Origin of the sequence: Kitasatospora sp. NBC_01539 (assembly GCF_045040525.1) — a bacterium.
Taxonomy (GTDB): domain Bacteria; phylum Actinomycetota; class Actinomycetes; order Streptomycetales; family Streptomycetaceae; genus Kitasatospora.
Window position 1 is genome coordinate 7380757 of the sequence record NZ_CP109390.1, and the last position, 26876, is coordinate 7407632.

18 protein-coding genes are annotated in these 26876 nt (G+C 74.6%); 13 read left to right on the plus strand and 5 right to left on the minus strand.

Annotation, left to right across the window (positions count from 1 at the left end; all coding sequences use genetic code 11):
* Window positions 1-114: 114 nt before the first annotated feature.
* A complete protein-coding gene (locus OG335_RS32065) occupies window positions 115-2142 on the minus strand; it encodes a ricin-type beta-trefoil lectin domain protein (protein WP_405014632.1) in 2028 nt (675 codons plus the stop codon).
* 625 nt (window positions 2143-2767) lie between these two features.
* Between OG335_RS32065 and OG335_RS32070 the strand changes: the two genes are divergently transcribed.
* The 7 genes from OG335_RS32070 (at window position 2768) to OG335_RS32100 (ending at window position 14877) form a co-directional block, all read left to right on the plus strand.
* Window positions 2768-3628 carry an alpha/beta fold hydrolase gene (locus tag OG335_RS32070; protein ID WP_405014633.1) on the plus strand — a complete coding sequence of 287 codons (861 nt, stop codon included), beginning with the start codon at window positions 2768-2770 and terminating at the stop codon, window positions 3626-3628.
* Between the two features lie 247 nt (window positions 3629-3875).
* Window positions 3876-4256: a WXG100 family type VII secretion target gene (locus OG335_RS32075; RefSeq protein ID WP_405014634.1), complete on the plus strand. Its 381-nt coding sequence runs from the start codon at window positions 3876-3878 to the stop codon at window positions 4254-4256.
* A gap of 105 nt (window positions 4257-4361) precedes the next feature.
* On the plus strand, window positions 4362-9578 hold the full coding sequence (locus OG335_RS32080; RefSeq protein ID WP_405015599.1) for a toxin glutamine deamidase domain-containing protein: 5217 nt from the start codon (window positions 4362-4364) through the stop codon (window positions 9576-9578).
* Between the two features lie 86 nt (window positions 9579-9664).
* Entirely contained in the window at window positions 9665-11083 is a 1419-nt protein-coding gene (locus OG335_RS32085) for an SUKH-4 family immunity protein (protein WP_405014635.1), read from the plus strand.
* Window positions 11084-11253: 170 nt separating this feature from the next.
* A complete protein-coding gene (locus OG335_RS32090; protein WP_405014636.1) occupies window positions 11254-13059 on the plus strand; it encodes an ATP-binding protein in 1806 nt (601 codons plus the stop codon).
* Between the two features lie 73 nt (window positions 13060-13132).
* Entirely contained in the window at window positions 13133-14443 is a 1311-nt protein-coding gene (locus tag OG335_RS32095) for an SUKH-4 family immunity protein (protein WP_405014637.1), read from the plus strand.
* Between the two features lie 173 nt (window positions 14444-14616).
* Window positions 14617-14877, plus strand: a complete 261-nt coding sequence (locus tag OG335_RS32100) for a DUF6087 family protein (protein ID WP_405014638.1) — start codon at window positions 14617-14619, stop codon at window positions 14875-14877.
* Between the two features lie 72 nt (window positions 14878-14949).
* Here the strand turns inward: OG335_RS32100 and OG335_RS32105 are convergent, their stop codons facing one another.
* The gene (locus tag OG335_RS32105) at window positions 14950-15588 is read right to left on the minus strand and encodes an HNH endonuclease family protein (protein ID WP_405014639.1); all 639 of its coding nucleotides are present in this window, start codon (window positions 15586-15588) and stop codon (window positions 14950-14952) included.
* A 534-nt stretch (window positions 15589-16122) separates the two neighbouring features.
* On the opposite strand from OG335_RS32105, the gene OG335_RS32110 reads away from it, so the two are divergent.
* Window positions 16123-16644, plus strand: a complete 522-nt coding sequence (locus OG335_RS32110; RefSeq protein WP_405014640.1) for an AAA family ATPase — start codon at window positions 16123-16125, stop codon at window positions 16642-16644.
* A 21-nt stretch (window positions 16645-16665) separates the two neighbouring features.
* Here the strand turns inward: OG335_RS32110 and OG335_RS32115 are convergent, their stop codons facing one another.
* Window positions 16666-17355, minus strand: coding sequence for an alpha/beta fold hydrolase (locus tag OG335_RS32115; RefSeq protein WP_405014641.1), 690 nt, complete (start codon window positions 17353-17355; stop codon window positions 16666-16668).
* Between the two features lie 292 nt (window positions 17356-17647).
* On the opposite strand from OG335_RS32115, the gene OG335_RS32120 reads away from it, so the two are divergent.
* Together OG335_RS32120 and OG335_RS32125 are read left to right on the plus strand one after the other, a co-directional pair.
* Complete coding sequence (locus OG335_RS32120) at window positions 17648-18499, plus strand: class II glutamine amidotransferase (RefSeq protein WP_405014642.1); 852 nt, start codon at window positions 17648-17650, stop codon at window positions 18497-18499.
* A 315-nt stretch (window positions 18500-18814) separates the two neighbouring features.
* Window positions 18815-20428: a peptide chain release factor 3 gene (locus OG335_RS32125; RefSeq protein ID WP_405014643.1), complete on the plus strand. Its 1614-nt coding sequence runs from the start codon at window positions 18815-18817 to the stop codon at window positions 20426-20428.
* A gap of 78 nt (window positions 20429-20506) precedes the next feature.
* On the opposite strand, the gene fusA is transcribed toward OG335_RS32125, so the two are convergent.
* The gene (gene fusA / locus OG335_RS32130) at window positions 20507-22648 is read right to left on the minus strand and encodes an elongation factor G (RefSeq protein ID WP_405014644.1); all 2142 of its coding nucleotides are present in this window, start codon (window positions 22646-22648) and stop codon (window positions 20507-20509) included.
* Between the two features lie 695 nt (window positions 22649-23343).
* Between fusA and OG335_RS32135 the strand changes: the two genes are divergently transcribed.
* The 3 genes from OG335_RS32135 (at window position 23344) to OG335_RS32145 (ending at window position 24604) form a co-directional block, all read left to right on the plus strand.
* Complete coding sequence (locus OG335_RS32135) at window positions 23344-23658, plus strand: WhiB family transcriptional regulator (protein ID WP_405014645.1); 315 nt, start codon at window positions 23344-23346, stop codon at window positions 23656-23658.
* Between the two features lie 70 nt (window positions 23659-23728).
* Window positions 23729-23992, plus strand: coding sequence for a hypothetical protein (locus OG335_RS32140; protein WP_405014646.1), 264 nt, complete (start codon window positions 23729-23731; stop codon window positions 23990-23992).
* An 87-nt stretch (window positions 23993-24079) separates the two neighbouring features.
* Complete coding sequence (locus OG335_RS32145; protein ID WP_405014647.1) at window positions 24080-24604, plus strand: GNAT family N-acetyltransferase; 525 nt, start codon at window positions 24080-24082, stop codon at window positions 24602-24604.
* 25 nt (window positions 24605-24629) lie between these two features.
* On the opposite strand, the gene OG335_RS32150 is transcribed toward OG335_RS32145, so the two are convergent.
* A complete protein-coding gene (locus OG335_RS32150) occupies window positions 24630-26735 on the minus strand; it encodes a TerD family protein (protein WP_405015600.1) in 2106 nt (701 codons plus the stop codon).
* Window positions 26736-26876 lie beyond the last annotated feature (141 nt).

Here is a 26876-nt window from a genome sequence, read left to right on the forward strand (position 1 = left end):
GCCGGTGAGGGTTCCGTCGGTGCCGACCTTCCACTTCCGGCGGCAGTCCGGATCGCACCGGGATCTTCAGTGGTCCTTCAGCGGTCCTTCAACGGCCGGTCGGCCGTCGGCGGGTCAGGGGATCGCCCAGTGCTGGTTGGCGCCGTTGTTGCAGGTCCACAGGTCGAGCCGGGTGCCGTTCGCGGTGGTGTAGCCGGGGTCGTCGAGGCACTTGCCGGAGGCCGGGTTGACGAGGGTGCCGTTGACGACGGTCCACTGCTGGTTGCCGCCCCCGTTGCAGGTCCACAGCTGTACGAGGGTGCCGTCGGCGGTGCCGGCGCCGTTGACGTCGAGGCACGACCCGTTGGCCCGGACCGTTCCGTCGGGCTGCCTGGTCCAGTTCTGCGCGGTGGTGTTGTTGCAGTCCCAGAGCTGCACGGCGGTGCCGTCGGCGGACGAGTTGCCGTTGACGTCGACGCACTTGGTGCTGTTCACGGCGGACAGGACGGTGCCCGTGCCCTGGGCGGACTGGCCGCCGGTCAGGGTGATGTCCACGGTGTGCGTGCCGGTCAGGGAGGCGGGTACCGAGGTGCCGGCGGTGGTCGCGCCGTCCAGCTTGAACGCGGTGACGGTGTTGCCGGACCCGTGCAGCGTGACCGTGAGTTTCGCCCCCCGGTAGGCGACGCCGGACAGGGTGGCGTCCCCCCATCCCGCGGGCAGGGTCGGCTGGAAGGTGATGCCGTCGGAGGTGAACGTCATCCCGAAGAGGCCGTTGTGGATCATGCGCAGGTAGGCGGTGGCCGACCAGGTCTGGTCCGGGGCGGCGCCCCAGTGGCCGCCGGTCTGCCACCCGCCGTCCACCGCGCCGGTCTGCGCGTTGTAGATCTCGGCGAACTGGTTGCTCGCGACGGCGAGTCCGGCCAGCGTCTGGACCTCGTTGGCGAAGCGGGTCTGGTCGCCGGTGCGCGCGGCTGCGTCGGCCCAGTATCCCTGCACCATCGGCCAGACGACGTTGTTGTGGCGGCCGGGCTTGGCGTCGCTGTAACGGGCGTAGTTGGGGTAGGTGTCGGCGATCCCGTACGGCTGGACGTGGGTGTTCTGCATGATCGACCGGGCCTGGCTGCTGCTGGCGATGCCGAACAGGACGGCGAACGACAGGCCGGTGCCCTCCTCGGTCTGGTCCAGCTGACCGGCCATGCTGTCGTTGCCGTGGACGAAGTAGCCGTACAGGCCCTTGCCCGGGATCCAGAAGTACTGGTTGATCTTGTTCTTCAGCGTGTCGGCCGCCGAGTTCAGCGCCGCGGCCTCGCCGGCGGACCTGCCGAGTGCGGTGGCCATCCGGGCCGCGCTCCGGTAGGCGGAGTAGTAGAGCTCGTTGGTGCTCAGCGTCATCATCGTGCTGGTCGCCGAGTAGCTGCCGACGTAGCCGCCGTGGCTCTCGGTGCTGTCCGCCGGCGGCGCCGGGTAGCCCGCGATGCCGTCGTTGAAGAAGGACGGCCCCTGGAAGAGTCCGTACGACGCGTTGAAGCTCTGGCTCTTGCGCAGGTCGAGGGTGTTCGTCGCCACCTGGTAGGCGTTGGTCAGGAAGGTCCGGTCGCCGGTGACCAGGTAGTGGTTCCAGGCGCCGGTCATCCAGATGACCTGGTCCCACAGCTGGTTGTCCTGCTGGACGATCAGCTGCCCGTTCGGTTGCCTGACCACCGCCGCCCACAGCGTGTTCGCGGCGGCCTTGGGCTCCAGCAGGCTGGCCGCGTTCCACGAGTTCACGGCCGCGTCCCTGGTCCAGGGTTGCGCGTAGCCGCCGCCCGCACGGATGAACGTCTGTGGCGAACCGGTCATCAGGCCGGAGGAGTTGTACACCGCCGGGTCGTAGCCGACCGTGTTGGTGTCGAGCAGGTTGGCCAGGGCCTTGGTGTACGCGGTGCCGAGCTTCGCCTGGGTGCCCGGGGCGGCGAAGCTCAGGCCGGGCCGTGCCGTGTCGGCGGCGCCCGCCGGACCGGCCGACGGCAGCACGCCGGAGAGGGCGGCCGCGGAGAGCGCCAGGGCGCCCAGCGCGGCCGTCCTCCTGGGTCGGCGGGCCCGGGCGGCGGGCGGACCGGCCACCGGTGCCGTACCGTCACCGCCGCGTTCCCGCCGGCGCGGTCCGCGCATGATGCTGATCATCGTCTGCCTCCAAGGATGAACGGGTGGTGGTGCATCTGCCGGGCGGTCGAATGACAACGTTGTCGGGACGTGCCTGGACGCCACGCGCACGGATGTCGGGCGTCGTGGGGCGTTCCGGTCGGCGGCGGATCGGACCGGGCGGGAAGGGTGCGCCGTCGCTACATCGCTACGGCTCCAGGGCTGAACGGACGGACTGTCACCGGACCGTCGGGGGTCGTGTGCGGGTAAGCAAAGTTGAGCCTGGCAACGTTGTCAACGGAGCGGACCGAATCGGCCCCCGGGCTTCAGGAGTTGTAGCCCCGGCGCCCGTCCCGAATCGCCTGCGGCGGCCACCGGGCCGGACAGGCGGGCCGAACGCCCCTGGATGAAACGGGCGTTGGCGTCTGTTCCGATACCTGAACAGCGATGCAGTGAAGCCTGAATCACCCTGAACCTGCCGAAAACGAAACCGCCCGGCCCCGACCGCCTTCGAGTCCCGATCGGAGAGCCTGATCGGAGAGCCCGATCGAGTGACCCGACGTGAGGGCCGTGCGGCCGGGCGGGGCCTCCGGCGGCCCGATGCCCCGCTACCGGGCACCATGGGGACGGGACGGGACGGGACGGGGAGAGGCGAGGAGGCGCGGCAATGGCCGAGCGCATGGTGGCGGTGGACGGCGTCGAGCTCTGCACCGAGTCGTTCGGTGACCCGCCGGATCCGGCGGTCCTGCTCGTGATGGGCGCCGGGGTCTCGATGCTCTGGTGGGAGGAGGGCTTCTGCCGGATGCTCGCCGGGGGCGGGCGCTTCGTGATCCGCTACGACCACCGGGACACCGGCCGCTCGGTCACCTACGGGCCGGGCCGTCCCGGGTACACCGGCGCGGACCTGGTCGACGACCTCGGCCGGGTGCTCGACGCCCACGGGGTGTCGGCCGCGCACGTGGTGGGTGTCTCCGCCGGAGGGGCGTTCGCGCAAGTGTTCGCGCTCGATCACGCCCGGCGCGTCCGCTCGCTCGTGCTGATCAGCACCACCTCCGCCGTGCCCGGCGACCGCGAACTCCCGCCTCCGACCGAGGAGTTCGTCCGGTTCGTCTCGGCCGCGCACGCCGCCGGGCCGGACGCCGACTCCGTGGTCGACCACCAGGTCGCCTACGCGCGCGTGCTCGCCGGAGGCCGGCGGCCGTTCGACGAGGCCGCCGTCCGCGGCCTCGCCCGACGCGACGTCGAGCGCGCGCGGGACTTCACCGCGGCCCGCAACCACGACGTGCTTCCGGGCGGCGAGCGTGTGCACGCACCGCTGTCCTCGATCGCCGTGCCCGCGCTGGTGATCCACGGGACCGCCGATCCGCTGTTCCCGCTCGGCCACGGTGAGGCGCTCGCGGAGCAGTTGCCGGACGGTGAGCTGCTGACCCTGGAGGACGCCGGCCACGGGGTCGAGCGGGCCGACTGGGCGACGATCGTGCCCGCGATCCTCGGTCACACCGCCGGGGCCGGACGGCGGTGGCGGTGATGGCGCCGGCTCCGGGGCCGCCGGGGTCGCCGTCCCCGGAACGGCCGTTCGTCGGCGCTCCACCGCCGTCGCGGACGCCGGAGCGGGAGCGACGGTGAAGATCGGTGCCGTCGGTCGGGGTGACCCGTGAAGGATCCGCGTACTCCCCGGGCATGGAACCGGGGGTGCCCTCGTGTGCGTAAGATCTGATGATTGAGATGGCGTCATGGGGCAGTGCCCGGCGGCACTGGTGGACGGGGGCGGGGCAATGGGCGAGCAGATCATCGTCGACGAGGGCAACCTGCGGGCCCAGGGCCGGGCGCTGGAGTCCGTCGGTCAGGACTTCCAGCAGGCGGCGGACCAGATGAAGTCCCGCCTGGCGGCGCTGGAGGGCGGCGAGCCGCCGTGGGGCGACGACAGCCTGGGTGAGAAGTTCGGCATCGTGTACGAAGGCCTGCGCGACGGCATGCAGGAGTCGATGGACTCCCTCGCGCAGCGGATCGGCGAGATCGGCCAGAAGCTCCAGGCGATGGCGAACAACCACGAGGCCAACGAGGCGTCGACCAGCGGGGCGATGGGCGCCATCGGCGGGCGTACGGACGCCCTGGGCAACGAGATTCAGTCCATGAACCGCCCGCAGATCGTCTGACCTCGGCGCCGGGTCCGCACCGACGGGCGGCCGCAGGCCGCTTCCGTTCACCAGGCACGTCCGCCGCAGGGGGACGCCTTCAGGGGGAGTTGAACCGTGTCGTTGATGCTGCCGGACGGCGTCGAGTGGGTCCTGGAGATGCTCGGCTTCGACTGGCCGAAGGCGGACGAGGACAAGCTGCGTGAGTGCGCCCAGGTGTGGCGTGACTTCGCGGATCAGGTCGACGATCTCAACTACCGTGCGCTGAGTGCGGCGAACAGTGTGCGGTCGGCGAACTCCGGTGACTCGATCGAGGCGTTCGGGACGGCGTTCGACAAGTTCACGACGGGCGGGGACGGTTACCTCGCGGATGCGGCCACCGCGGCGCGGCTGATCGCGGCGGCGTTCGAGGCCGCTGCGGTGATCGTGGTGGTGTGCAAGATCGCGGTGATCACGCAGCTCGTGATCCTGGCCGCGGAACTCATCGCGGCGCAGGCCGCCGCGCCGTTCACCTTCGGCCTGTCCGAGGTCGGCGCGCTGGGCGCGACGCAGGCGACGAAGATGATCGTGCGCCGGCTGCTGAAGGAGCTCCGGGACGCCCTGATCGAGGCGATCATGGAGACGCTGAAGGATCCGATCGTCTCCGCGGTGCAGGCGATGATCTCGGACCTCATCGCGCAGACCGTCAACCAGGGCTTCGGCGCGCAGGACGGCTACGACCTCGGCCGCACCGTCAAGACGGGCTGGGAGGAGGGGAAGGAGTCCGCGAAGAACTGGGACCAGACCTTCACCGAGTCGCTCCGTGACGGCCTCGGCTCCCGCGCCGGCGGCGCGGCGCGGCACCACATCGACAACGCGGCCGGTCACGGCGACTCCAACGGCAGCACCGGGGATTCCGGCGGCTCGGGCGACTCCGGCGACTCCGGGACCACGCGCGACTCCGGCGGTTCGGGCGGTTCGGGGAGTACCGGCGGCTCAGGCGGCTCGGGGAATCCGTCCGCCTCGGGGAGCACGGGCGGTTCGGGGAGCACGGGCGGTTCGGGGAGCACGGGCGGTTCGGGGAGCACGGGCGGTTCGGGCGACTCCGGCACGTCGGGAAGCTCCGGCCACGGAGGCAGCGGCGACAGCTCGGGGTCCTCCTCCAACGGCTCGACGCCCAACGGCTCCACTCCCCACGGGTCAGCACCCAACAGCTCGGGGGCGAGCGGCTCCTCGAACTCACCGACGCCGTCGGCCTCGGTGCCGCGTCCCGCCTCCGCGGGCGACGGCGGTTCGGGTTCCGACTCGGGCGCGGGTCAGGGCGGTCCGTCCGCGGACACCGGTTCGGGTGGCTCCGGTACGGGCGGCGACCGCGGCGACAGCCGGCCCGCTGCCCAGCACGCCTCGGACAACCGTGGCGCGGCGCCCCTGGACCCGTTCGGCACGCGCCTGACGACGGACTCCGCCCCGGCTCCGTCCGGCCCCGCGCCGAGCGGTGGCGACGGTGTGGCGCCCGCCTCCCACACGCCTTCCGCCGACACCGGCACCGGCCCTGACAGCCGTCCGGCGCCTGCCGCGGACACCTCGGCCCACACCGATACCGATGCCCGCCCGGACCCGGTGTCCGACGGCGGTGCACGGCCGTCCGACGGCGGTCCGCAGTCGACCGGGGACGGCGCGGGCGCCCGGCAGGGTGACGCACCGCCGCGGTCGGACACCGCCGCAGCGCCGCCGACCCACACGTCCGCCGACGCGCGTCCGGCTCACACGGCACCGGATTCGTCGCCGGCGCCGACCCACACGTCCGCCGACGCGCGTCCGGCTCACACGGCACCGGATTCGTCGCCGGCGCCGACCCACACGTCCGCCGACGCCGGTCCGCGCCCGACGGGTACGGACGGCCGTACGACGGCCGATTCCTCGCCCGCACCGGCGCACGCCGACCACGCGGGCCACGGCGACAGCCGTACGGCCCCGTCGTACGGTCCCGTGCGCGGGGGCGACGACGCGTCCTCCGGTCCGGCGCACACGGCTCCCGCGCACACGGCTCCCGCGCATGTCGCGTCCGCCCACGGCGGTGACGGCGGCGGGGGAGACCACAGCGGCTCCACGTCGGGCCCGGCACGGTCGGGCGACGGCGGGTCGGCAGGGCCGAGCCACCACGGTGACCGCGGCACACCGTCGTACGGGCCGGTCCGGGGCACCGAGCAGTCGCCCGGCCCCGCCCACCACACGGCGGACGGAGGCGCCCCGCCCCGGACGGACGCGGACGGGCCCGCGCAGCGGCACGAGTCCGCACCCCGGCCCGACGCCGCCCCGCACCAGGAGCGGTCCGCGACGCCCGGTCCGACCGCCGATCCCGCCCCCGCACAGCACGGCGGTACGGATCCGCGCACCGTGCCCTCGGGATCGGTGCCGCACATGCCGGCCTCCGACGGCTCGCGCCCGGGCTCCCCGGACGGATCGCACCGTGCGGGCTCGGTCCAGACCGCCTCGACGGGCGTCGCGGAGGCGCCGCCGGTGCATTCCGCCCCGACCCCGGCACCCGACGGCACGACGGGGCCCGCCGGACAGCAGAACACCCCGCCCGCCACGACCGGCCCGGTGCCCGCGGGAGGCATTCCCACCTCCGCCGCCCCGGGCGGCAGCCCCACCACGACGCGGCCCGGCGGCGGGCCGGTGCCCGGCGGCGCACCCTCCGACCGGCCCGCGACGGACCGTCCGACCGTGCCGGGCCAGGGCCCTCACCGGGACGCCCCCGACCGCCCCGGCTTCGGCGACCGGCCCGCCCGCGGCACCGACCGGCCGGATCCGCGTACCTCGGACACCCGTACCTCGGACACCCGTCCGTCCACCGACCGTCCGTCCACGGACCGGCCGTCCACGGACCGGCCCGCCGCGACCCCGAGCCCGGAGGCCGGCCCCCGGCCTGACCGCCCCGCCACGGACGACCGCCCTGCCGCGGACGACGCCCGGGCCGACGAGCACGCCGACCCCACCGCGGACGACCGCCCCACCGACGACTCCAGCCCCGCCACGGACGACCGCCCCACCGCGGACGACCGTCCGGGCGCCGACGACACGCCCGCGCACGAGCGGCCGCTGTCGGCGAGCCGTCCGCACGACACACCGGGCGGGCTGGCCCCGGTCGACCCGCGGCACCAGCAGGAGCTGGAGAGCCGGATCCCGAAGAACCCGGACGGCACCCCGCAGCGCCACCCCGACCCGCACGGCGACTGGCCCGGCGCGGTGAACGGCGACGGCCACCGGGAGCCCGGCCGCGACAACAACTGCCTCGACGTGGCGCTGTCCAGCGCCGACACGTACAGCGGCAACCCGACCGCCGCCGCGCCGCGCAGCGACGACGGCACCGGTGACGGCGAGCGCGGCGGACGCGACCGGGCCGAGCGCCAGCTCGGCGCGCCCTTCCGCGACCTGGGCAACGGCGACCAGGCGTTCCACCGGCTGGAGGACCAGCTCCGGCAGTCCGGCCACGGGTCGCAGGCCGTCATCGTCACCCAGGACGCCCACGGCCGCGCCCACGCCTGGAACGTCGTCAACCACAACGGCAAGATCACCTACCTCGACAACCAGACCGGCGCCCGCAGCGACAAGCCGCTGCACGACGGCGACCACGGCGTCTGGGCGATCCCGCTGGACTCCGACCGCAGGCCGCTGACCCCGGACGGCGACGGCACTCCCCACCGCGACGGTGCCGACGGCGCCGACCGCACCGCGGAGACCCCGGGCGGTTCCGACCGTCGCCCCGAGGACCCGGCGGGCAAGCGCACCGCCGACGACGCGGACGCGGAGGCCGACGACGCCGGCGAGCCCCAGGCGGGACCGTCCGAGGAGCGACCGCCCAAGCGGCAGAAGCCGAACGACGACGCCATGGACGTCAGCAGCACCGACGGCACGAACGACGGCACGCAGACCGAGCCCCCCGCGACGCAGCACGACGACGCGAGCGACGCGAGCAGCGACCTCACCGAGATCAGCGACACCGAGAGCGAGCTCACCGAACTCGACGACAGCGACAACGACGACGACGGGTCGCAGGACGGTGACCCGGACGACAGGCTCGGGTCCACGCCGTACGACCAGGACCAGGATTCCGACCACACCCACCGCAACATGCTCGGCGACGGCGAGCAGCAGGGGCTGCGGGACCGGCCGAACGCGACCGTCAAGCAGTCCGACCTCGACGTGGCGCACGACTTCCTGCGGGAGAGGGCCGACGACAAGTCGCTCGGCGACTTCCTGCAGGACACCGCCGACCGGATCCAGGAGAACCGGACCGGCGACGAGCCGTTCCAGGTCGGCTTCGACAGGAACGAACTGGAGCAGAGGCTGCCGGGCTTCGCGGACCTCAACCGCGACGAGAAGGGTGCCGTCCTGGCGTCCCTCGGCCGCCTCAGCCTCGCCGTGCACTCCGACTACGCGGTCGGCGCGAGCCCCGAGCACCTGCCCGACGCCTACGCCGACCCTTCGCACGACGACGACCAGGATGCCGACAGCCAGAACGGCGCCGGCCAGGACGGCCACGACTCCGACACCGACATGCCCGATGCCGACGACGCCGGCCACGACGGTGACGACGCCGGCAGCCAGGACGGCGACACCGCCGAGGAGCACACCGAGGGTTCCCGCGGCGTCAACCTCCACGAACGCCACGACTTCTGGGGCGGCGACCGGGGCAACGCCCACAAGGACCCTTCGGAGCTGAAGGAGGGCGAGAAGATCCGGGAGCCGGACCCGGCCCGCCTGGTCCGCGAGCACCTGACGGCGCGCTACCAGGAAGAGCACAACGGGATGGCGGAGAAGCAGGCGGAGCGGCTGCTGCGCAAGGAGACGAAGGCGTTCGTGGACGGCGAGCACCGTCCCGACTTCTCGGGCAAGAACTTCGCCGTCATCGAGACCGTCGACTCCGACGGCAACGTCCGCTACGTCGTCGACAGTTCGATCCCCGTGAACGGCTTCGGCTGGCAGTCGGAGCACTCCGAGCCGCACCTCGGCAACTGGATCGACCGCGTCAACGCCAACGCCGACACCGACGACTACACCATCAGCCACCTCTGGACGGAGCGCGAGCCCTGCGGCGGCGGGCAGGGCCACGGGCACTGCTCGGCCTACCTCACCAGCTCCATGCCCGACACCGACGTCGGCTACGGCGTCGGCTACCGCAAGGGGCAGATGGCCGAGGGCTTCGACACCCCGGAGAACCGGGCGGCCGCCGCCCAGGGCATGAAGCAGGACATGCAGGACCACCTGAACGGTCTCGGCGACCTCTGGTACGACCTGGCGACCTCCGGCGAGCTCGATCCTGACCGCCCGAGGAACCAGTACCAGGCGGCCGCCGAGTGACAATCGGGACTGCGCCGCACACCGTGGGGCCGCACACCACGACGCCGCCGCGCGACGCCGGCCCGACGCCCTGACGGAGAGATCGCATGACCACCGGACCCGAGCCGACCCACCCCGACCGGCCGTTCGACCCCGCCGACCTGCCCGTGCTCATCGAGGACCCGGTCTTCCTCGCCGAGGTCGGCCGGGCCGGCCTGCTCGCCGGGATGGCCGCCGTCTGGCCGGACGGGGTGCCCCGCGGCACGCTCGCCGAGGACATCCACCACCTCGACCGGCTGGGCGTCAGGCCCGGCCCCGGGCAGCACCCGGAGTGGCTGGCCTGGCTGCACCTGCTGCTCGTCAGCCACGGCCGGGACGCCGACGCCGCTGCCCTCCTCGCGGCCGCGCCCCGGCTGCCCTGGCGCACCGTCTGGTCGCGGTGGGTGCCGCCGGGGGCCCGGGCCGGCCGCCCCGCCCCGGGCGGGCAGGTCGTCGGGCTGCGGGCCGTCGAGCGGGACGGCGAACCGCTGCTCGCCGTCCACGAGGCCTTCGTGCTCGCCCGGCTGGAGCGCGAGGAACCGGACGACGAGGAGGGGTACGAGGAGTACGCGCTCGCACCCGGGACCGGCCGGGTCGTCGCGGGCCCGAAGCTGTACCGCCCGTACGCGCACGACGAGTACCCCCGCCCGTACGTGCCCGTGGTGGCCGCCGACCTGCCCGAGGCCGGCAGCCCCGCCCGCAACACGCCGGAGGGCTGGCAGGGCGCCGGCGCCGCCGGCCTGCCGGCCTGCCACGAGCAGGTGACGCACGCCGTCCGGCTCGACCGGCTGGCCGTGCTGGGCGGCGGCTGGGGCTGCTACGCCGTCGAGACCGCGGAGGACCCGGCCCCCGCCGGCCCCGCAGCATGGCCGATGCCGGCCGAGGACACCCTCACGACCGCGCTCGCCCCCGCGGCGCTCCCTGCCGCGGCCGCCGCACCGGACCACACCTGGCTCGCCGCCTGCTTCGGCGAGCAGCACCTGTGGAAGCCCGCCCCGGAGACGCTGCCCGCCGGACTCGAACACGCGCCCACCCGCGACTTCCTGACCGGCCCCGGCTTCCCGGCGTTCCACAGCGCACTGCTGCAGCTCGGCTCCGAGCACCTGCGCACCGAGGGCGCGGCCGAGCTCCGCAACGCCGAGCTCTACGCGTCCGACGACCCCGAGGCGCGGGAGCACGGCACCCACTCGTACGTCCTCGCGCGGGACGGACTGAGCATGTTCGCCGTCGACGGCTCCACCGGCCGGGTCACCCTCTACGACCCGGAGCGCTGGGAGGGCGACTACGACTACGGCGTGGTCGCCTCCTCGGCGGAGCGCTTCGCCGCGCTGCTGCGCCTCTACACGACCTACTACTACGGGACGGGCCCGGAGGAACTCGCCGACGCCGGTCGGCTGCTGCGCGACTGGGCGCAGGAGCTCGACCCGGTGACGGCGTCCTCGCTGTTCTGGCAGGAGATCTTCCAGGACCGCGAGGACTTCGTGTAGCGCCGGAGGGCGCCCCGGCGTCACCCGACCCGCCCCGCCGTCACCCGACCCGCCGTCACCCGACCGGCACCGGCCGTCGCCGGAACGGTCCCGGCACCGGAAGAGTCCCGGCACCGGAACCGGCACCGACGTCCGCACCCGCACGTGTCCCACGACCCTGGAGCCCGACCGTGACCGATCAGGCCGACCACCGGCCCCACCCCTACACCGGGGGCCGGGCCGCCGCCCTGCGCGAGCTCGCCGCCTGGCACGCCGGCCTGCCGTCGGCGCCGAAGGTGCTGCTCGTGACCGGTGCGCCGGGCAGCGGCCGCTCCCGGCTGGTGACCGGCTTCCTGATGCTCTGCGATCCCGAGCAGCGGGCCCGGATCGACGTCGACACGCTCGACCCGGCCACCGTGCCGCCGACCGGCCTCCCGGCCCCGCTGGTCTTCCCCGCGACCGGGCTGACCGCCGCGCAGCTGCTGTGGTCGGTCGCGGACGAGTTCGGCATGGAGGTGGAGCGCAGCGCGGACGTCCGTCGGCTGCTCCGCGAGCTGCCCGGCGAGGGGGCGCCGCTGGTGCCCGTCGTCGTCCCGGACGTCGACCGGGCCGGTGTGCTGCCGGGCCCGGCCGGTGCCACCGACGTGGCCGCGGACGTCCTGGTGCCGCTCGCGGAGTGCCCGGCCGTGCGGCTGCTGGCCGACGTGCCGCGCGAGCAGGCCAGGTGGCTCGCCGAACACCTGCCCGCCGACCGGCTCCGGGTCCTCGACCTGGACGAGGAGCCGTGGACCGACCGGCAGGCGCTCCTGATGCAGGCCGAGCACCTCCTCGACCGGCCCGAAGACGCCGCCCGGCTGGCCGCGCAGGCGGCCGGCCCGCTCGTCGTGCGGCTCGCCGCGTGGTCGCTGCGGTCCGCGCCCGAGGGCGGCCCGGCGGCCTTCCCCACCGACGTCGGCGACGCCCTGGACCTGCACGCCGAGCGGTGCGGCAGCCAGGAGCTGGTGCTGCGCCGGCTGCTGGCGCCGCTGGCGCTGACCGGCACCGGCGCGGCACTGCCGTCGGCGCTCTGGGCGCCGCTCGCCTCCGCCGTGGCAGGCCGGGACGTCGGCCCGCTGCTGGCGGGCGGCCGCGCCCTGCTCGCGCCGTTCGTCGAACCGGCCGACGGCGCCGGGACCCTTGGTGTGCGCCTGGTGCACCCCGCGGTCGCGGACGAGGTGCGCGAGCGGTTCGGCACGACCGTCCGCGAGGTGCAGCGCCGGATCGCGACCGCGCTGGTCGCGACCCTGCCGGGCACCGACGCGGGCCCCTCCCGGTGGGCGTCCGCCCCGGCGTACGTCCGCGAGCAGCTCGTCGGGCACGCGCTGGAGGGCGGGGTGCTGCCCGAACTGCTCGCCGACCCGGGGTTCCTGCTCCACACCGATCAGGTGCGGCTGCGGACGGCGGCCGAGCGGCTGGCCGCCGACGGCGTCACGCTGCCCGACCTGGCCCGTACGTGGCTGCGGCTGGCGCCGGTGTTCACCCGCAACCGGCCGGACGCCGTGCTGCGGGCCGCGCTGCTGGAACACGCGTGCCGCCAGGACGGCCTGCCCGTGCCGGACTTCGGTCTCGACCTGCCGTGGGAGACGCTCTGGACGCGGCCGCTGCCCGGTGCGCGGGCGGTGACGTTCGCGTCGACCGCCGACGGCACCCCCGTGGCGGCGGCGGCCGGTGCCGAGCCCGGCCTGGTCGCGTACGACGTCCGCACCGGCGAGCCGGTGGCCGCCGATCCGCAGGCACTGCTGCCGGCGACGGAGGAGCAGCGCGCGGCGTGCCCGGTGCGGCTCGGCGTGGGCGGCGACTACGTGCGGATCTGGCCGCGGGACGGCGGCGCCCCGCTCGCCGCCTTCGTGTCCCCGCAGCCGCTCGGCGGCGCGGACGTCACCCCGGACGGTCTGCTGCTGCTCGCCGACGCCCGCGGGGTGGCCGCGCTGCGGCTGGCCGTGCCGGTGCCGGGGTGATCGGCCCCGGGGCCGCGCCGGTCACTGCGGCTACTGTGAACCATTCCATCCGGCTCCGAAGGAGAGCGACCGCGTGACGACCCGTGAGCAGGCGATCGAGGCGGCACACCAGTGGGTCAACGGTGCCCTGCCCGAGGAGCAGTGGCACCGGATCGGCGTGCACGAGTTCGACCTGGGCTGGGTGCTCTGGGCCGAACCGCAGGCCGTCGAGGCGGACCCGGCCGACCCGGACGGCGGCGCCCGGCGGGCACCGGCCGACATCGGCTCGGCGTCCGCGGTGGTGGACCGGGAGACGGGCGAGCTCACCACCTGGCCGTCCGTGCCGGTCGACGAGGTCGTGCAGCTCTACCGGGACAAGCTCGGCGCGGGCTCGTACGACCCCGCGCTGCGGCCCGCCGTCGGGCCGGGTGCGACGGCCGTCCTCACCTACCGGGACGCGGAGGGCGCCGAGCTGAGCCTGTTCCGGATGTCCGCCCCCGGCACCGGCCACCCCGAGACGGAGGCGTGGCGCGAGCTGCGGGCGCGGGGGGTGCGGCCGGAGGACGTCCTCGCCGTCCACACCGACCTGCGGCCCTGCGAACTGCCCGGCGGCTACTGCGCCGCCCGGCTGCTCGCCGAACTCCCGGCGGCGTCGTTCTCGTACGGGCACGACCACGGGCCGCGCTACGACCGGCGGGCCGCCGGGGTGCGGGCGCTCACGGAGCAGGCCGAGAAGCTGTACCGCGACGCGGGCCGGCCTGCGCCGCCGCGTCCCAACCGGGTGCCGTTCCCGCGGGCCGTGCCGGCCGCCGCGCCGGAACGCGACGCGGCGCTGGGCCGCCGCCTGGCCGAGCAGTTCGGACCGGACGGCGTGCACCGGGTCGACGCCGACGACGCCGCGCGCGCCCCCCTCCCGGAGGCGGCCCGCGGCACCCTCGTCTGGGCGGGCGTGCCGGCGCACGTCGACGACTTCTTCACGGCCCTGCCGGGCCTGACCGACGTCGCCGCGCACCTCGCGGCGGCCGGCCGCGGCACCCGGGTGGGCGAACAGGCCCGCGGCATCCTCGCGGAGTACGTGCTGCTGGGCACGGACGGCCACGCACTGGTCGCCGTGCAGTGCGGTGACGGGGGCACGGGCACCGGCGCGGGCGTCGGCCGCATCTGGGCCGTCGACCCCGACAACGGCACCGGCCGCTACCTGAACGCCGACCTCGCCTCGTACGTCCGCTGCCTGGCGCTGCTCGCCGCGCGCCGACCGGCACTGCGGGGCCTCGACCCGTACGCGGCGGCGGTCGCCGTCGACGCGTTCCAGCAGGAACTCGCCGCACTGGACGGCACGGTGTTCGAGGACCCGGAGAACTGGTGGGCGGTCGTCGTCGAGCAGCTCTGGGACGGCATGCTCTGAGGCACCCGCGGCACGGACGGGCCGCCCGCAGCGGGCGGCCCGTCCGTGGGCCGGGAGGCCGTTCGGCTCTCTCCCCGGACGGCCCGGGTGCCTCGCGTCCCGGCGCGCCGTTCTCGCCGTCGGCGGCTAACCTCGGCTCAGACTTCTGTTCCGCCGGTGAGAGGATCCGCGACGTGCTCGTCCCCGGCGATGAACCACTGCCCGACTGGTACGCCGACCGCGTCGGCCTGAAGCCTCCGGTCGGCACCCGGGACGCGTTCGTCCTCGACGGCGAGCCCCGGCCCGGCGGACACCCGCTCTTCCGGGACGTGCCACGCCTGGTCGTCGAGTGGGACGGCAGCACGTGGCAGCCCGTCGCGGTCGCGGACACCTACGCCGCGGCCTACCAGATGATCACCGGCGACGGCAGGCCGCCCTTCTTCCCGCAGGCCTAGTACTGCAAGGTGCGGCGGTGCGCGCCCCTGCCCGGTCGGGGCGGGGGCGCGCACGGCACGGACGGTGAAGGGTCAGCAGCCGTTGAGCACGCCGGTGAGGGCGTTCTTCTCCGCGGTGTCGACGGCCAGGCCGTAGTAGTACTTGACCTGCACCCAGGCGCGGACGTACGTGCAGCGGTAGCTGCTCACCGAGGGCAGCCAGGTGGCCGGGTCCTGGTCGCCCTTGGACTGGTTGACGTTGTCGGTCACCGCGATGAGCTGCGGGCGGGTCAGGTCGTTGGCGAACTGCTGCCGCTTGGCGCTCGTCCAGGCGGAGGCGCCGGAGTCCCAGGCCTCGGCGAGCGGCACCATGTGGTCGATGTCGAGGTCCGACGCGTTCGTCCAGGTCGCGCCGTCGTACGGGGAGTACCAGGAGCCGGAGGTGGCCGAACACGAGGAGTTGGTGACGACGTTGGAGCCGTCGCGCTTCAGCACGGTCTCGCGGGTGTCGCAGGAGCCGGAGATGGTGATCCAGTGGGTGAACAGGTCGCGGCTGTAGCCGGTGCGGTTCTCGGTCTTGACGGCCAGCGAGGCGAGGTAGGTGCGGGCGGTCGCGGCGGAGACCGGGGTGGGGAGGGCCGCGTGCGCGGTGCCCGTGGTGGCGGTGAGCGCGCCGGCGGCGAGGGCGGCGGTGGCGAGGGTGCTGGCAATGCGACGTATGGTTCCGGGCATGACAGATCGCTCCTGCGGCAGGGGAGTTGGACGGGGCGAGCGGTGCCGGACCAGGATGGGGCCCGCGAGGTCTATGCGGGTAGATGTCTGCGCGTGAATTGTTCATGACCCGCGCGTTTCCAGCGGTCGCCCCTGCGCCCGGAGACCGGCCGAAGGCGCAGAACGGGTCGCTCCCGGGCGAATCGGGCGCGCGTCGCCGCGGAGCGGCCCGCGGCCTCACGCCAACGGAGCTGCGCAGGAGGTGAGTTGACGGCTGCGCAGGCAAGTGCGCGATCAGGCGCGGCTGTTCACTCCACCCGTCCGCTGGGCAGCGGCCTCGCCCGGCAAAAACCCCAAGGTGCCCCGTACGTCCGCGCGTTAGACCGGCCGGCGATAGGGAGCGTGGGTCAAGGAGCGGGGCTGGGGTGCGTGCATCGCAAGGCGGAGGAGGAAGCAGCAGCGGAGCTGCGGCGACCGACGACAACGCGGCGAGGTGCGTGCCCCGGTGCCGCGACGCCGCGGGCCCTATTGCCGGTCGGTCTTAGCCTCACCCGCATGGAAGCAGAGGACCGGCCGCCGCATCCGGAGAGCGCGGAGCGCAAGGTCGTCGTGATGATGTGCGGTCTGCCCGGCTCGGGCAAGAGCACGTACGCGCAGGCACTCGAACGCCGGGGCTACACCCGCCTGTCGATCGACGAGGTGGTCTGGGCACGCATCGGCCATGACGCGGCCGAACTCGACCCGCTGGAGTACGGGCACCTCAGGTCCGCCGTCGAGCAGGAGCTGTGGGGCGAGCTGATCCGCCTGATGGAGGCGGAACGGCCCGTCGTCATCGACTACAGCTTCTGGAGCCGGGCCACCCGGGACCGGTACAAGGCGGTGATCGAGAACCACGGATGCCGGTGGGAGCTGATCCGCCTCAAGGCCGATCGTGAGACCCTGCGGCGCCGACTGGCCGTCCGCAACCGGCGGGACGACGCGAACAGCGTCACCGTCTCCGACGAACTCCTGGACCGTTACGCGGCCACCTTCGAGGAACCCGTCGGTGAGGGCGAGCGCGTCATCGTCCAGGAGTAGGCCCGCAGGCCGTCCGTGCCGTCAGGGGTCGATGCCCAGGGTGCCCGGCGGTGAGGGCAGGGGGCGGCCGTCGAGGATCGCCACCGCGAACTCCGCCGTCAGGCGGTGCCAGCGGCGGGCGTCGCGCAGCATCGTGTGGCCGCCGCGCGGCATGGCGACGGCCCGCACCCGGGCCCCTGCCCCGGCGGCGCGGGCGCCGAACACCCAGGTGGCGCGCGCGTCGGTGACCCGGTCGCGTTCGTCGTGGAGCAGGGCGAGCGCCCGGCCGCGCAGGTGCGCGGTGCCGTCGTCCGGCCGGCACCAGGGGGCGAGTGCGACGACGCCGGCCACGAGGGGGTGCCCCGCGGCGGCGAGTGCCGCCCGGCCGCCCATGGAGTGGCCGACGAGCACGACGGGGGCGTCGCCGAGGAGCGGCGCCAGCTCGTCCAGCGCCGCCCGGGCGTCGGCCGCGGCGTGCGCGTGCCTGCCGTTCCATCCGCGGTGCCGGTAGCGCACGGACGCGGCGATCACCGGCCGGTCGCCGAGCCCCCGCAGGATCGCGGCGCGGAACGGCCGCATCCGCAGCGCGGCCAGGCCGACCCGCGGTGGTGGGGCGAGGCCGTCGGCCCGGCCGCCGTGGAGGAGGAGCACCGCTCCGCACGGCTCCCCGGCCGCCCGGTGCACGTCGAGCCGGCCGCTCCCCTCCCGTACGGACCCGGTCCCCGCCGTCATCGCCATGCTCTCCTCCGCGGTCGGTGACGGCCCGTGCGGCCGCCCCCAGGGGATCCGGAGCGGACGGCCCGGCGGATTGGCCCGGAACGGCGGCGGTCCGGCGGCAGCGCGGCGGTGTGGTGGCAGTGGGGCGGCGCAGCGGTGCAGTGGTGCGGCGGGGCGGCCGGGCCGGGTCCCGTCGACGGGCGGGCGTCACCCGTGCGGACCTACCCTGGGGAGCGGTGCACGATCGGCCGCGGCCCCGCCCGCACCACGCGCGGCGGGCGTTCGCGCGAGGACGGCGGTGGGACGCATGTGTCGATGGCTCGCGTACTCGGGGACCCCGATCCTGTTGGAAGAACTCCTCTACAAGCCGGCCAACTCGCTGATCGACCAGAGCCGCCACTCCCGGATGGGCGTCGAGACGACCAACGGGGACGGCTTCGGCATCGGCTGGTACCCCGACGAGCGGCGCGGCCCGCACGGCCCCGGCGAGCCGGCGGTGTTCCGCGGGGTCGGCCCGGCGTGGAGCGACCGCAACCTGCACGAGCTGGCGCACTGCGTGCGCTCCCCGCTGTTCGTCGCGCACATCCGCGCGTCGACGGGTACGGCGGTGCAGCAGACGAACTGCCATCCGTTCCGGCACGGGATCCGGCTGTGGCAGCACAACGGGGCCGTGAACGGCTTCCCCGAGCTCAAGCGCGATCTGATGCTCGCGGTCGACGCCTCGCTCTTCCCCTCGATCGAGGGGTCGACCGACTCGGAGGTGATGTTCCACCTGGCGCTGACGTTCGGGCTGGAGGACGACGCCCCGGGAGCGATCGAGCGCATGATCGGCTTCATCGAGGCGACCGCCGACCGGCACGGTGTGCCCGACGTCCTGCAGATGACCGTCGCCGTCGCCGACGGCGACCGGCTGTGGGCCTTCCGCTACTCGACCGAGCGGCACTCGCGCTCGCTGTTCTTCAGCTCCAGCGTCCACGCGCTGCGTGCCCTGCACCCCGACAACCCGGTGCTGCAGGAGGTGTCGGAGGAGACGCGGATCATCGTCTCCGAACCGCTCGGTGATCTCCCCGGCGCGTGGAACCCGGTGCCCGAGTCCTCGTACGGCACCGTCCAGGACGGGAAGGACTCGCTGCACACCCTGCACCCGCGGCTTCCCTGAGCCCTGAGCCCTGAGCCCTGAGCCCGGGGTCCGCCGGTCCGCCGATCCGCCGGTCCGCCGGTCCGCCGGTCCGGCAGTCCGCGGTCCGCGGTCCGCCGGTCCACGGGCCCGCGTCGCCGCCCGGTGCCGCCCCCGCCCCCGCCCGGCCTCGCCCCGCCCCGCGCCCGGAGGCGGTCGCCGGGGTGCGCGATCCGTCCCGTTCGGGGAATGGAGGCCGGGCTGGCTAGAATTGCCCTTCGGCCCGATAATCGACGACCCGGCCCGGCAGGTGCGGAGCGGCGTCACCGGTCCGATGCCCGCCTACCCGAGGAACACGTGAGCAGCGAACAGTCGATCCCCGTCCTGCAGGTCCTCAACGAGGCCGGCCGCCGCCGGACCTTCGCCGTGATCAGCCACCCGGACGCCGGCAAGTCCACCCTCACCGAGGCGCTGGCGCTGCACGCCCGCGCGATCACCTCGGCCGGCGCGGTGCACGCCAAGGGCGGGCGGCGCGGCGTGACCAGCGACTGGATGGAGCTGGAGCGCGAGCGCGGCATCTCGGTGACCTCGGCCGCCCTGCAGTTCGGCCACCGCGGCCACGTGATGAACCTCGTCGACACCCCCGGTCACGCGGACTTCTCCGAGGACACCTACCGGGTGCTCGCCGCCGTCGACTGCGCGATCATGCTGGTCGACGCCGCGAAGGGCCTGGAGGAGCAGACCCGCAAGCTCTTCGCGGTCTGCCGTCACCGCGGCGTCCCGGTGATCACCTTCATCAACAAGTGGGACCGCCGCGGCCGCGAGGCGCTCACCCTGCTGGAGGACATCGAGACGCACCTCGGCATCACCCCCGTGCCGGTGGTCTGGCCGGTCGGCAACGCGGGCAACCTGCGCGGGCTCGTCGAGGCCGAGAACACCGACCAGATGCTGCGCTACACCAAGGTGCCGGCCGGTACGCACGCCGCGATCGAGGAGAAGCTCACCGCGGAGGAGGCCACCGAGCAGGAGGGCGAGGACTGGCAGACCGCGCTGGAGGAACTGGAGCTCGTGCTCTCCTCCGGTCCCGGCTACGACCGCGAGGCCTTCGAGTCCGGCAAGATCACGCCGGTCTTCTTCGGGGCGGCGCTCACCAACATCGGTGTGAAGCTGCTGCTCGACGCCGTGGTCGACATCGCGCCCGCCCCCGGCCCGCGTCCGCTGGCCAAGGGCGGCGACCGCGAGGTCGGCGAGGACTTCTCCGGCCTCGTCTTCAAGATCCAGGCGAACATGGACCCGGCCCACCGCGACCGGATCGCCTTCGTGCGCGTCGTCTCCGGCGTCTTCGAGCGCGGCATGAACGTCACCCGTGCCGCGAGCGGCCGCTCCCTCACCACCAAGTACGCGCACACCGTCTTCGGGGCCGAGCGCACCGTCGTCGACACGGCCTACCCCGGCGACGTCGTCGGCCTGATCAACGCGGCCGCGCTGCGCGTGGGCGACACCCTCTACTCCGGCCGGAAGGCCGAGTTCCCGGGGCTGCCGGCCTTCGCCCCGGAGTACTTCGCGGTCGCCCGGCCGAAGGACATCAGCCGCTCCAAGCAGTTCCGCAAGGGCGTCTCGCAGCTCGACGAGGAGGGCGTCGTCCAGGTGCTGACCTCCGACCGGCGCGGCGACCAGGCGCCCGTCATGGCGGCCGTCGGCCCGATGCAGTTCGACGTCGTGCTCCACCGCATGGAGCACGAGTTCTCCTCGCCGATCACCCTCGACCACCTGCCGTACCGGCTCGCCCGGGTCACCGACCCGAAGGGCGCCGAGGTGCTCGGCAAGGACCGCCTCACCCAGGCCGAGGTGCTCACCCGCCGCTCCGACGACGTGCTGCTCGCCGTCTTCGCCGACAAGTGGCACCTCAACTCCTTCCAGCGTGCCAAGCCCGACGTGATGCTCGAACCGCTGATCGCCACCGCGGACTGACCCCCGCCCGGCCGTCCACGGGTGCCCCGCCCCGCGTTCCTGCGGGGCGGGGCACCCGTGCGCGCACCTTCGGACGCCCTAGCGGGCCGGTGCCGCGCCCGGGGCCGGCGCATAGCCGGTGGCCCGGGTCGTGAACGTGCCACGCCCCTGCGTACGGCTGCGCAGACGCGTCGCGTAGCCGAACAGCTCGGCCAGCGGCACGGTGGCGGTGACCACCGCCGTGCCACCCCGCGGCGTCGAGCCCGACACCCGGCCGCGCCGGGCCGCCAGGTCACCGAGCACGCCGCCCACGGCGTCGTCCGGCACGGTGGCCGTCACCTCGACGACCGGCTCCAGGAGCTGCATCGCGCACGCCCGCAGCGCCTCGCGCAGCGCGAGCCGCCCGGCCGTGCGGAACGCCATCTCCGAGGAGTCCTTGCTGTGCGTGGCGCCGTCGGTCAGCGTCACCCGCAGCCCGGTCACCGGGTGGCCGCCCAGCGGACCCTCCGCCAGCGCGTCCCGGCAGCCCGCCTCCACCGCCTGCACGTACTCCTTCGGCACCCGGCCGCCGACGACGACGGACGCGAAGGCGAACCGCTCCCGGCCCTCGTCCGCGCCGGCGCCCTCCGCCGCCGCCATCGGCTCGACGTCGAGCACCACGTGGGCGAACTGCCCGGCGCCGCCGTCCTGCTTGACGTGCCGGTACACCAGGCCCGACACGCCCCGGGCGACCGTCTCCCGGTACGAGACCTGCGGCCGGCCCACGCCGACCTCCAGCCCGTGGGCGCGGCGGATCTTCTCCACCGCGACCTCCAGGTGCAGCTCGCCCATGCCGGACAGCACGGTCTGGCCCGTCTCGCGGTCCGTCCGGACCGACAGCGACGGATCCTCCTCCACCAGCCGGGCCAGTGCGGACGCCAGCCGGTCGGTGTCGGTGCTCCGTGCCGCCTCCACCGCGACGGAGACCACCGGGTCGGCCACCGAGGGCGGTTCGAGCACCAGCGGAGCGGCCGGGGCGCAGAGCGTCGCGCCGGCCCGGGCCGCCTTCAGCCCGATCACCGCGACGATGTCGCCCGCCACGGCGGCGTCCACCTCGGCGTGCCGGTCGGCCTGCACCCGCAGAATCCGCCCGACGCGCTCGGTGCGCCGCGCCACGGCGTCCAGCACCACGTCCCCCTTCCGGACGGTCCCGGCGTACACCCGGACGTACGTCAGCCGGCCGGTGGCCGTCGAGTTGACCTTGAACACCAGCCCGGCGAACGGTGCCGCCGGGTCTGCGGCGCGCTCCTGCACCGCACCGCCGGGGGTGCCGTCGACGGTGCCGCGCACCGGCGGCACGTCCCGCGGCGACGGCAGGTAGGCCACGACGGCCTCCAGCAGCGGCTCGATCCCGCGGTTGCGGTAGGCGGAGCCGCAGAGCACGACCACGGCCTCGCCCGTGCGGGTGAGGTCGCGCAGCGACCCGGCCAGGGTGTCCGCGGAGAGCGTCCCCCGGGTGCAGAACTCCTCCAGGGCGAGCGGGTGCAGTTCGGCCACCGCCTCCTCCAGCAGGCGTCGGCGCCGGACGGCCTCCTCGCGCAGCCCCTCGGGCACCTCGCCCCCGGTGTACGTGTCGTGGCCGTCCGCCCAGACCAGGGCCCGCATGCGCAGCAGGTCGACGACGCCGGTGAAGCCGTCCTCGCTGCCGATCGGCAACTGCACCGCGAGCGGCACCGGGTGCAGGCGCTCCCGGATCGAGGCGACGGCCGCGTCGAGGTCGGCACCCGCACGGTCGAGCTTGTTGACGAACGCGATCCGCGGCACGCCGTGCCGGTCGGCCTGGCGCCACACCGACTCGCTCTGCGGCTCGACGCCGGCCACGGCGTCGAACACCGCCACCGCGCCGTCGAGCACGCGCAGCGAGCGCTCCACCTCGTCGGAGAAGTCGACGTGACCCGGGGTGTCGATCAGGTTGATCCGGTGGCCGTCCCAGGCGCAGCTGACGGCCGCGGCGAAGATGGTGATGCCGCGGTCGCGCTCCTGCGGGTCGAAGTCGGTGACGGTCGTGCCGTCGTGCACCTCGCCGCGCCTGTGGGTGGCACCCGTGAGGTAGAGGATCCGCTCGGTGACGGTGGTCTTGCCGGCGTCCACGTGGGCGAGGATGCCCAGGTTGCGGACGGTGGTCGCGGCGGCGGCGGCGGCAGCGGCGGCAGCAGCGGCGGCAGTTGTGGTGGTGAGGTGGCGGTGAAGGTCGGTGCGCACGGCCCGTGGCCTTTCGGAGGAATCCGGGAAAGGGGCGGCGCGATTGCCGGACGGAACGGCGCGGCTCCGCCGCGCGGGGTCACGCCCCCGCTCGGGGGAGGGCGCGGCCGGAGGCCTGCCGGGGACCTCGCGGTACCTCCGGTCTCCGAAGGGTTCCCGGTGCGGTCCCGCTGCGGTCCCCGGTGGGGCCGACGGGCCTCAGGCGTTCGTCACGGACATCCGGTGCAGGCCGCGCAGCGTGCACCGGGCGGACGGAGACACCAGGATCACCTCGTGGCGCGACAGCGAGGCGACGGCGGCGATGCGGTCCTGCACGGCACGTCCCTCCTCGGCTGGGTCACGGTGCGCACCGCGGCCCTGGGCGGTGCGCTCTGCCGGTGAGTGTAGGGACGGGCGACGGGTGCCCGCACCCGGATTTCCTGACGGCCCGTCCGCCGGCGGTGACCGACGGACGGGCCGTCACCGTCAGCCCCCGGTACCGGTCAGCCCTCCGGGCCCGGGAGAGCCGCATCCTGGCGACGGGCCCGCAGGGCACCCCCGACGAGGTCGCCCGTCCCGTTCCGTCCGCGAACGGATGCCGGCCGGTGGCCCCGCATGTTCGCCGTCCGGCCGGGCAGGCGCTGCCGCGAACCCGGCATCCGGAGCGCCCGGCCGGGGCGCACCGCATGCACACCGACCGCGGAGGACGAAACCCGATGAACCCCGTCTCGCGCCTGCCCGGCGCCTTCGAGCACCACTGGAACTGGCAGCTCCACGCGGCGTGCCGCACGCTCGACAGCAGCCTCTTCTTCCATCCGTCCGGCGAACGCGGCCGCGCCCACGACGGCCGCGAACGGGCGGCGAAGCAGGTGTGCGCGGGCTGCCCCGTCCGCGAGGCGTGCCTGGCGCACGCGCTGCACGTCAAGGAGCGCTACGGGGTGTGGGGCGGTCTCACCGAGGACGAGCGCCAGGAACTCGCCGGCCCGGCCCGGCGCGCACCGCGGCGGCGCCGGATGCCCGTCGGGCGGTGAGACGGACCGGCGCCGCCGCGGTGCGCCGTCCCGCGCGGCATTTGTCGGTGCCGGTTGCGATGCTGACGGCATGGACGAGGAACTTCTGCGCGGCCGTGTGTACGGCGCCGACTACGACGACCCCAATCCGAGGCCCGGGCACGTCTACCGCGAGCTCGTGGCGGGCCCCCTCGACGGCCTCTTCCTCGACGTGACGGGCCGCAGCCCCGCCGACCTCGCCCAGGGTGCGGCCCTGCCCACCGAACTCGGCGCTCACGGCCCCGGCGGCCGGGCCCGCTACGCCCCGCGGGACGGCGACCCGCTGCGATGGGACTGGCAGGGCGACGTCCGCTGACCCGGGGCCGTCCCGCGTCGTTCACGGCTGGTCGGACGGCCGGTCGGACGGCCGGGCCGGCCGCGGCCGGAATGGCAGGATGAGCGCATGCACATCCGCGCCGTACAGCCGGACGACCTGCCGCTGCTCCAGGACATCGAGCGGACGGCGGGTGAGGCGTTCCGTGCGATCGGCATGCCGGAGATCGCGGACGACGAGCCGTTCACCGTCGCGGAGTTGTCCCGGTACGCGCAGGCCGGGTCGGCCTGGGTCGCCGCGGACGACACGGACAGGCCGGTCGCCTACCTCCTCGCGGAGCCCGTCGACGGCTGCCTCCACGTGGAGCAGGTCTCGGTGCACCCGTCGGCGGCCCGCCGGGGTGTCGGCCGGGCGCTGCTCGACCACCTCGCCGGCCTGGCGGCCGCCGACGGCCTGCCCGCGCTGACCCTCACCACGTTCGCCGAAGTCCCGTGGAACGCCCCGTACTACGAGCGCTGCGGCTTCCGCCCGCTCGCCGACGCCGAGATCGGCCCGGATCTGCGGGAGGTCCGCCGACGGGAGGCGGACCACGGCCTGGACCGCTGGCCGCGCGTCTGCATGCGCCGCGACGTCCACCGGCCCGGGCACCCGTAGCGGAGGGTGCCCGGGCCGGCCGGCGTCAGACCGTCGTCGGCGTCCTCGCGGCGGACGGCTGCCCCCGTCGGGCCGGACGGGGGTCGAGGTGGGCGAGCACCCCGCCGTGGAAACGCTCGACCGCGGCGTCGACGCTGCGGATGAAGCCGGTCTCGGCGTTGCCCCGGCTGCTCCCCGTGCTCTTGGAGAGGGAGAGCCGGAAGCCCGTGATCTGCGCGGCGTCCTTCGGGAGGAGATCGCCGGGCTCGGGCCGGAGCCGCTCCAGGGTGCCCCGCGGCCCGGGCCCCGGGCCGTCCGTCAGTGTCTCGACGTGCAGGTCGGCCGGGGCCTCCGCGAGCTGCCGGACGAGTCGTTTGACCCAGGACAGCGGGTAGCCCTGCTCCGGTGCCGGGATCTCGACGGACGTCCGCAGGCGTCCCACCCGCAGGTCCGCGGTGATGGCGACGGTGCCGACCGAGTCGTCGATCCTGATCTCGGCCTGCAGCCGGCCGTCCTCGCAGAGCCCGTCGGCGAGGGCCGCCCGTCGGAGTCCCGGGTCCTCGCTGCGCCGTGACCGCTGCACGGGCAGCACCTTGACGCCGAGTTCCCCGCCGAGTTGGAGGCAGACCTGCCGGATGAGCCGTTCCCAGCTCTCCACGACCTGCCGGGCGCGGTCGTCGCCGCGGCACAGTGTCTCCTCGTCGATGCCCTTGCGTACGGGCACCCAGGCGGGGCCCATGTTCTGGAAGCCGTGGCAGCCGGAGTTCTCGTGCTGGAGGTAGTGCAGGAGTTCCTGCAGCAGCCAGGCGTGGGCCGGGTTGCCCACGCCCTCGTGGCGGATCAGCATCTTCGCCTGGTAGGCGACCTCGGCCCAGGAGAGGTGCCGGAGCGCCACCTTGTGCCGGCGGCGCCCGTCGATCTTCACCGGGACGAGCGGACTGCCCTCCAGGGCCACGTCGTTGGAGATCGTCAGGACCACCTCGTAGCCGCGGCGCGCCGCGATGTCCATGTAGTCCTGGACCTGTTCGGCGCGCAGCGGGTTGCCGTTGGTCTTGCTCTCCACCAGCGCCGTCCAGAGCCGCCCGGCCCGCTCCACGCGGACGACGCCGTCCGGACGCCGGGGCGTGTCGCCGTGGGGCAGCGTCACCTCGGTGAAGGTCTCCATCCGGCCGGCCGGCGCTCCGAAGCCCGCGGTGAGCCGGCGGCCGAACTCCGGCACCTGGGCCATGACCGACAGCAGGACGGAGGTGGCGCGGAGTTCGCGCTCCCGGTCGCTCTTGAGCGTCGTGGCGGGGAAGAGGCGTGCCGAACGCCAGGCGTCGTTCTCGGCGAGGGAGGGCTTCTGCACCTTCGGCAGCGTCACCTTCCTCCGCGCCGTGCGCAGCCGCTTGGGTGCCGGCGGCTGGGCGGCGGCGTCCACCGGGGCCGGGGCCGGGGCCGGTTCCGGGGCCTGTGGCAGTGCGGGCGGAGCCGAGGCCTGCGCCGGGACGACCGCGCCGGCGGGTACGGCGGCGGGCGTGTCGGCCGGGGCCGTCGGGGTGTCGGATCCGCCGGGCTCCGGGCCCGTGGCCTCCGTCTCCGTCTCCGTCTCTGCCTGTGCTTCGGCGTCCGCGTCGTCCTCGTCGATGTCGATGCCGAAGTCCGTGGCGAGCCCGGCGAGTCCGGTGTCGTAGCCCTGGCCGACGGCCCGGAACTTCCACTCCGCGTTCCGCCGGTAGATCTCGCCGAACACGAAGGCGCTCTCCCGCCCGGCGTCGGTGATGGCGAAGCCGAGGAGCGATTCGCCGCCGCCGTCGGCGAGTTGCAGGCGCAGGTCCTCCAACTGGCCGAACTCGCCGCGCTGGTGCCGGCTGGCCGCGACCACGAGGCGCTCGATCCCGTCGGGCACGGCCGTGAGGTCGAGGCGGATGCGGTCCTCCGTGCCGTGCTCGGTCGGCGTCTGGCCGAGCAGTTCCACACTTCCGTCGGCCGCGGTGGGGTTGTTGTAGAAGTAGAAGTCGGCGTTGCTCCGTACCTTGCCGTCCGCGGTGAGGAGCAGGACCGAGACGTCGGCGTCGCCGTCGCCGCCGGGACTGTTCCAACCCAGGCTCACCACGAGGGAGTCGGTGTTCCCACCCAGTGCGGCCAGTCCCACGTTGGAACCCTTGACCATGTCCTGCACGGATGTCCCCCCACTGTGCCGGGCCGATTCCGGAGCCGGGATCCGGGCGCCGTCGGCCGCTCTGCGGCCGCTGATGCGGGCCGCAGGCCCCGCGATGCCGGGGTGCCCGCAGCTTAGTGCCCCTGAGTGCAC